Source organism: Hydrogenivirga sp., assembly GCF_056450045.1.
On the sequence record NZ_JBWONM010000016.1, the window covers coordinates 1 to 6,274 of the forward strand.

Sequence of the window (6,274 nt, forward strand, 5' to 3'; positions counted from 1 at the left end):
TCAAAGAGAAGCGCCTTACCCCCTCCCGGCATCTTTGAGACCCGGTCAATGACCTCCGTTATCTCAAGGATGGGAGAGAGCCTCTCCTTTACCCTTACAAGCTCTCCCTCTCTCTCAAGTGCCCTGACGAACTCCTGAAGGCTTCTGAAGCTCATAGGAAAGATTTTACAGGAACCACTCCTAACCCCACTTGTGAGAGAACTACTTGATATGTCCAGAAATAGGGGATGCAGTATATATGAGGCACAGCTCTAAGGAAGGTAGACAGCCCAGGTTTGAGAGGAGACATCCTGTTAATTTCTCCCTTAACAAAGGCTTAACACTGAGGCATTAAAGGTTTTTACAGGAGGTGAGGTATGGAAAGGTGGCTTCTATGCGACTTTCACATTCACACGAATATTAGCGACGGGAGTCTTTCTCTGGGGGAGGTGGTTGACCTTTACGGGGAGGCGGGATTTGACGTTATTGCCATAACAGACCATGTCTTTGACGGAAAATACCTGAAGCGACTGGAGGAGAGAGGAACGAAAGTTCCCTCCATAACGACCGAGAACTTCAAGGACTACATAAAGCTCCTGAGGAAAGAGGCAAAGAGAGCCTGGAAGGAATACAGGATGATACTCATTCCGGGATTTGAAGTCACGAACAACACGGATAAATACCACATAGTTGTCCTTGATGTTGAGGATTACATTGACCCCTTCCTGAGCGTTGAGACGATAACCGAAATTGTTAGAGAAAAGGGAGGGATAAGCATCGCCGCACACCCCGAGAAAAAGGGAAGCGACAGGAAGCACCTCTCAAAACACCTTTACGAGAACATGGAAAATTTCAAGGAACTCTTTGACGTCTGGGAGGTTGCAAACCAGTTTGATTTATTCAATTCGGTAAACCTTGCGGGTTGCAGAATTGTTGCGAACTCGGACTTTCACCACCTTCACCACTTCTTCTCCTGGAGAACCCTCATAAAAACTTACAAGGACCAGGAAGCGGTAAAAGAAGTCCTAAGGGAGAACAAAAACGTAGCGATAACCTTCTTCTCCCCCAGGTTTAATAAGGAGAGGGAGGCGGAAAAAGTTGAGGAGTTAATCCTTCTTTAGGAGTCCCTTTATCCGACTATGGCAACGCCTTTCAGGATGAGAGTATAGAGGGGTGGCACGGAGGCTTATTCGGTAATCAGCTTCAGAACACACCTTGCTACCCTTATTCCCGTGGAGTTTGTGGACGGGTTTGAGCCTACCACACAGACCTGCTTTTCATGCAAGTGCGGGCAGAGGCTAAAGCTTAGAGGAAGTTACAAGCTCACTATCTCCTGACGGATGTTGAGTATCAGGTGTGCCCAGTTCTTTTCAAGGAAGCTGATAATCCTATCAAGGCTCTCCTTTATGTGAGAGGTGTCGCTCCCGACGAGGGCTATCCCTATGCTTCCCCTCTGCCATAAGTCCTGATTGTCTATCTCCGATACCGAGACGTTGAAAGTGCTTCTGAGCCTGTCCTTTATTGACCTGAGTTCTTTCCTCTTTGCCTTGAGGGAACCCGCATCGGGTATGTACACCTCAACCCTTATAACCCCCACTATCATCTCCTCTTCCTGAAGAAATCCCTTAGCAGGTCCGCGCATTCCTCAACCGGGCTGTAAACCCACCTTACCCTATGATTCAGCCTGGGGTCATCAAGTATATTGTACAGGCTCATCACCCCACCGTGCTTCTCATCAAGGGCTCCGAAGACGAGCTCCCTCACCCTGAATAGGACAAGGGCGTAGCTGCACATCACACAGGGCTCTAAGGTGACATAGACATCGCAGTCCTCAAGGCGCCAGTCCCCCAGCCCCTTCGCCGCCTCCCTCAGGGCGAGTATCTCCGCATGGGCGGAGGCATCCCTCCTTGAGTGGGTGAGATTGTGGGCACGGGCGATTACCTCTCCTTCCCTCACAACGACGCACCCAACTGGGACTTCACCCTTCCGGAGAGCCTCCTTTGCCTCCTTCAGAGCCTCTCTCATGAAGTCCTCTCTCATCTATCTCCACCTTGAGGGGATTCTTGAACCATAGGTCTCTCTGGGGGAAGGGTATCTCTATGCCTTCTTTCTTAAGCTCCTTCCATGCCCTAAAGTAGATCTCACTTCTGAGTGCCCTCATCCTGTAGAACTTTCTGACATCAACCCACACGAGGAGATAGAAGATAAGGGCGCTGTCCCCCATCTCATAGAACCAGACCTTCGGCTTTGGCTTCTTTAGGACTATATCGCTCTCCTGGGCAACTCTGAGGAGTATGTCCCTGACCTTCTCAGGGTCTGAGGAGTAAGACACCCCGAAGGGTATCCTCACCCTTATGTATGGGTCGGACAGGGAGTAGTTTATTATCCTGCCCGAGACGAACTCTGAATTGGGGATGGCTATCTCTACATTATCGGTGGTCCTTATCACCGTGGTCAGGATGTTGATGTTCGCAACCTGACCGAATATGGTCTCAGAGGTGCTTCCTATGGCACGACCGGCGTTGCCCTCTATCTCAACGAGGTCACCCACCTTTATGTTCTTGCTAAGAAGCAGGATAAAACCACTCACGTAGTTGTTGAATATCGTCTGAAGTCCAAAGCCAAGACCAACGCCCACAGCTCCCGCTATGGGAATCATTACCTTCCAGGTTATACCGAGGTGAACGAGGGAGAGGGTAGCCGTGAGGAGGAGACCCGTATTTGATATGAGGGCACGGATTGAGCCGGCTTCCACCTCCTTCCCTTTCTTCATGTAGTATATGTAGGCGAGGTTCTTCAGAAGGGCTGTCAGGGATAGGAAGAATAAGAATATGAAGAGGCTCTCTATCAGGGAGAGGAGGGATATCTTCACGAGCTCCGTGTTTATTACGTAAGCCCTCCCGAGGTAGGACTTTGCCTTCTCAAGGGGGAAGAGAACCTCCATGCCCTTGTACAGGATGAAGAGGGCTAAGAGGGTAAGGAACTTCCTCAAGCTATCCTTTACCGCCGAAAAGGAATCGGGAAAGCTCTTTTCAAGATGGGATATGAGGTAAACCTGAAGGGAGTAGTAGCCAAAGAGTATGCCGGTTATGAGGACCACCCTTATCACGAGGTCCTGAGATAGACTTACCTCACCGAGAACCCATGCAGTTATTATGAAGAGATAAAGGATAAAGAGCCCGAGGCGAGCCCTTCTGAGCACCCTTCCGACAACCCTATCCCTGAGCTCCTCAGCTACCCGGGAGTAGGTTTTTATCAGCAAAACCGTGAGGAATAGGGCGGAGAAGAGCTTAAAGCTTGTACTGTAAAAGCTCCCAAGGGAAGGCTCATACCTCCTTGAGAGGTCCTGAAGGAAGAGGGAAATACCCCCCATAAGTAGGAAGACCCGGGTGAGCACAAGAGAAGGGGTGCCCGGCTTTACCCACCTCTCCAGCAGGGAGACCAGCGATAGGAGGACCTCTACGTAAAAGCCTGCGACTATGAGGTGCAAGGAGAGGAGCCCCGAATACCTCTCAATACCCACTGTGGCAAGACCGTAAAAGCCGAGGGCTAAGAAGAGCCTCAAAAAGCCGAAGGCTAAGGGTTTCCTGAGGCTTTCGGAGAGGAGCCTCAAACCCCTCAAGAGGAGCAGGTATATCAGGGGGAAGGCTACCAGCACAGACAGTTCGGTAATAGGCTCCTGGGCAAGCCTTTTAAAGAAGCTTCTGAGGAGCTCAAAGGATTTTAGAGTCCAGCCCTCCATCTCTCTTTAGTATCATATAAGACGTAGAAAAATTTAAGCTCTGGAGGAAAGTATGAAGCTTCAAACCGCCGTCAGCTGCGCTTCGGATATAGATGACGTGAAGAAGTTCCTCAAGGAGAACTACCCCGAGAGATACGCCCTCATAGAGAACTGGGAGGAGCTCACCCCCAGGCTCTCCTTAGAGAGGGTGGACAATGAAAGATGTATCGTCTATCTGGAGGTCTCCCCCGAGGAGTTTGAGAAGGTGACGAACATATTTCCGACAAAGGAGGAGGCTCTGGGAGCCTTTCTTACAACAGCCCTTGAGTCAGGCTGGGAGGTGGTGCCCACGGGTTACGTTATCTACCATGCGGAGTTTCAGGGGGACAAGCTCATAGCAGCGATAAAGACGCAGGAGGGAATTTCCAAACACGACCAGCTCCACCTTGAGGAGATGATCCAGAGGATGGCGAGGTATCCGCGGGTTGTGGTTTACTCAAGCGAGGTTCTCACCTACATAAAGGACCTCTACCCCGAGGTTGACAGCAAGGCGTACGTCATATCAAGAGAGATAGCCAAGAAGGTGGGAAAGGCTCCCGACCTTGAGGACCTTGCAAAGCTATATGGCAAGGATGTCTCAAGCCTGGAGGGTAAGCTTGAACTGATAGAGGAGCTTCTCAAGTCCCCCGTGAGACTGCCCGAAGGTGAGGTTTCTCTTAAGCCCTACCACTATCCCTTGGAGCTATGAGAAGGCTTGCATTCTTAATTCTTACCGTCTGTGCCCTTACATTCGGGAGTGAGGAGCTTCACCTTGAGCTCGGGGTGAAGAAGAAAAAGAGGACGCTCGTTGAGATAAAGGAGTTCAGAAGGCACCTTTCGGAGCTCCTGAAGGAGGACTACGTTGAGGTCGCACCGGGGATAAAGGTCAGGAAAGGATGCAGGGTGGAGAGGGGGACAGCATCCTGGTACGGAGGAAGGTTCCACGGAAGGAAGACAGCCAACGGTGAGATATACGATCTCTTCAAGTTCACAGCAGCCTCAAGGACCCTCCCCTTAGGCACCTACGTCCTCGTCAGGAACGAGGAGAACGGGAGGGTTGTGACCGTGAGGATAAACGACAGGGGACCCTACGTGGACGGAAGGATAATTGACCTCTCTCAGGCGGCAGCCTACAAGCTCGGCATGATGCTGGACGGGGTAGCCCTCGTTCAGGTTATTCCCCTCAGATGTCTGGCTCCCGAGTCCCTGTCCAAGTATTACGACAGCATAATCCTTGATATGGCTAACACCTACTGACTCGCACTCATAAACCTGAACCTGAGGTTGTTTATCCTGCTGAGGTTCCCGAGGATAAGGTCTTCTAAGTAAGGGTTGAAGGATACGATAACGACGTCCTTACCAAAGCCGGTGCTCTCAAGGATATCCCTCGCAGAGTTCAAAAACTCCTTAAGGACATCGTCCATCTCTATCTCAAAGGGAGCACCCAGAAAGTGGTGGCTCATACCGAGGTAGCTCCCCGGCTTCATCCTGACCATGAGCCTGACAGGGTTCAGAGCCTCTATGAGCCTCTGGGTTTCGTAGGAGAACTGGAGACCGAACATGAGCATGGCGTCCGTGACTATGTATCTTGAGGACAGGGAGACAAACTGCCTGAATCCGCTCTCCCTGAAGTCAAGCTTGAGGTTGTCCCTGCTGGTCTCAACCCAGTGGGGATGGGGTTTTGACAGGAGCCAGAATATCCTTTCGGGAGAGAAGCTCTCACCGTCCATCTCCCCCCACATCATTATCAGGTCTGCCATAGAATAAATATAGGTTTTGGATGAGAGGTTTAGTGCTCGCTCTCATGCTTCTTGCTTTTGGCTGCGGACAGAAGGGAGCATCCCTTCATGCCCCCGAGAACGTGACCGCTTCAATCTACACATCCCCCAAAGAGGGTGTCAGGTACCTGCTGATAAGGGACAAGGATGCACCCAAGCCCATAGCCCTCCTTCTCTTTCCCGGAGGAGATGGAACCTGCCACTTCGGATACTCTTCGGAGAAGGATGGTTGCGGTAAGGACAGCGGCAACTCCATAGACCTCGGCGGAGAGCTCTGGGTGAGCTACAACTTCCTCGCGAGGAACGCCCAAGCCTTTGCCGGCAGGAAGCACGTCGTGATCCTCCTTGATATGCCTCCAGAGGTAAAGAGCAGGTTCAACGGCTTTAACAACAAGGTTGTGGCGAGCGCCTACAGGGTAGGTGGCGACTGGGATGAGGACGGCAATCCAGAGCACGACGACGTCCTAAGGGACGTAGAGGACGTTCTCAGAGATGCCAAGAATAAAACGGGTCTGAGCTTCTCAGGGGTTTACCTCGTCGGGGTGAGCAGGGGTTCCCTCGCCTCTGCTTACCTCTCCCACAGGCTATCGGGGGTGAGCGGGGTGGTTCTCACCGCATCGGTTGTCTCCAACGACTTTAGCTACTGCCCTTCGGGGAGCGACTTTATAGGCTGCACAGGTCTTAACTCATACGGTGGCAGGCTTCTGATGGTTCACCACAGGGATGATGGATGCAGGGTCTCATCCTACACCTATGC

8 protein-coding genes and 1 pseudogene are annotated in these 6,274 nt (G+C 51.5%); 4 read left to right on the plus strand and 5 right to left on the minus strand.

Going from position 1 to position 6,274, the window contains the following annotated elements:
- Nucleotides 1-155: pseudogene (locus tag AC1HCM_RS00510) on the minus strand (menaquinone biosynthesis decarboxylase); the annotation flags it as partial.
- A gap of 201 nt (nucleotides 156-356) precedes the next feature.
- On the opposite strand from AC1HCM_RS00510, the gene AC1HCM_RS00515 reads away from it, so the two are divergent.
- Nucleotides 357-1,100 (plus strand): PHP domain-containing protein, encoded by a 744-nt coding sequence (locus AC1HCM_RS00515; RefSeq protein WP_479459818.1) that lies wholly within the window; start codon nucleotides 357-359, stop codon nucleotides 1,098-1,100.
- Between the two features lie 194 nt (nucleotides 1,101-1,294).
- Here the strand turns inward: AC1HCM_RS00515 and AC1HCM_RS00520 are convergent, their stop codons facing one another.
- Genes AC1HCM_RS00520 through AC1HCM_RS00530 form a run of 3 tightly spaced genes read right to left on the minus strand, consistent with a single transcriptional unit; the run spans nucleotide 1,295 to nucleotide 3,721 of the window.
- Nucleotides 1,295-1,582 (minus strand): DUF503 domain-containing protein, encoded by a 288-nt coding sequence (locus tag AC1HCM_RS00520; RefSeq protein WP_479459819.1) that lies wholly within the window; start codon nucleotides 1,580-1,582, stop codon nucleotides 1,295-1,297.
- On the minus strand, nucleotides 1,579-2,019 hold the full coding sequence (locus tag AC1HCM_RS00525) for a nucleoside deaminase (protein WP_479459820.1): 441 nt from the start codon (nucleotides 2,017-2,019) through the stop codon (nucleotides 1,579-1,581). Before AC1HCM_RS00525 ends, AC1HCM_RS00520 begins: the two co-directional genes overlap by 4 nt.
- Nucleotides 1,958-3,721, minus strand: coding sequence for a mechanosensitive ion channel family protein (locus AC1HCM_RS00530; RefSeq protein ID WP_479459821.1), 1,764 nt, complete (start codon nucleotides 3,719-3,721; stop codon nucleotides 1,958-1,960). Before AC1HCM_RS00530 ends, AC1HCM_RS00525 begins: the two co-directional genes overlap by 62 nt.
- A 52-nt stretch (nucleotides 3,722-3,773) precedes the next feature.
- On the opposite strand from AC1HCM_RS00530, the gene AC1HCM_RS00535 reads away from it, so the two are divergent.
- Nucleotides 3,774-4,448 carry a hypothetical protein gene (locus AC1HCM_RS00535; RefSeq protein WP_479459822.1) on the plus strand — a complete coding sequence of 225 codons (675 nt, stop codon included), beginning with the start codon at nucleotides 3,774-3,776 and terminating at the stop codon, nucleotides 4,446-4,448.
- Nucleotides 4,445-4,996, plus strand: coding sequence for a septal ring lytic transglycosylase RlpA family protein (locus AC1HCM_RS00540; RefSeq protein WP_479459823.1), 552 nt, complete (start codon nucleotides 4,445-4,447; stop codon nucleotides 4,994-4,996). The genes AC1HCM_RS00535 and AC1HCM_RS00540 overlap by 4 nt, the downstream gene beginning before the upstream one ends.
- Here the strand turns inward: AC1HCM_RS00540 and AC1HCM_RS00545 are convergent.
- Nucleotides 4,990-5,499 carry a hypothetical protein gene (locus tag AC1HCM_RS00545; RefSeq protein ID WP_479459824.1) on the minus strand — a complete coding sequence of 170 codons (510 nt, stop codon included), beginning with the start codon at nucleotides 5,497-5,499 and terminating at the stop codon, nucleotides 4,990-4,992. The genes AC1HCM_RS00540 and AC1HCM_RS00545 overlap by 7 nt on opposite strands.
- A gap of 20 nt (nucleotides 5,500-5,519) precedes the next feature.
- Between AC1HCM_RS00545 and AC1HCM_RS00550 the strand changes: the two genes are divergently transcribed.
- Nucleotides 5,520-6,274: hypothetical protein (locus AC1HCM_RS00550; RefSeq protein ID WP_479459825.1), on the plus strand; the 755-nt coding region annotated here is incomplete at its 3' end.

Coding starts and splice junctions, on each gene's coding strand:
- AC1HCM_RS00515 (WP_479459818.1), top strand. CDS start 357: ATGGAAAGGTGGCTTCTATGCGACTTTCACATTCACACGAATATTAGC.
- AC1HCM_RS00545 (WP_479459824.1), bottom strand. CDS start 5,499: ATGGCAGACCTGATAATGATGTGGGGGGAGATGGACGGTGAGAGCTTC.
- AC1HCM_RS00530 (WP_479459821.1), bottom strand. CDS start 3,721: ATGGAGGGCTGGACTCTAAAATCCTTTGAGCTCCTCAGAAGCTTCTTT.
- AC1HCM_RS00540 (WP_479459823.1), top strand. CDS start 4,445: ATGAGAAGGCTTGCATTCTTAATTCTTACCGTCTGTGCCCTTACATTC.
- AC1HCM_RS00535 (WP_479459822.1), top strand. CDS start 3,774: ATGAAGCTTCAAACCGCCGTCAGCTGCGCTTCGGATATAGATGACGTG.
- AC1HCM_RS00525 (WP_479459820.1), bottom strand. CDS start 2,019: ATGAGAGAGGACTTCATGAGAGAGGCTCTGAAGGAGGCAAAGGAGGCT.
- AC1HCM_RS00520 (WP_479459819.1), bottom strand. CDS start 1,582: ATGATAGTGGGGGTTATAAGGGTTGAGGTGTACATACCCGATGCGGGT.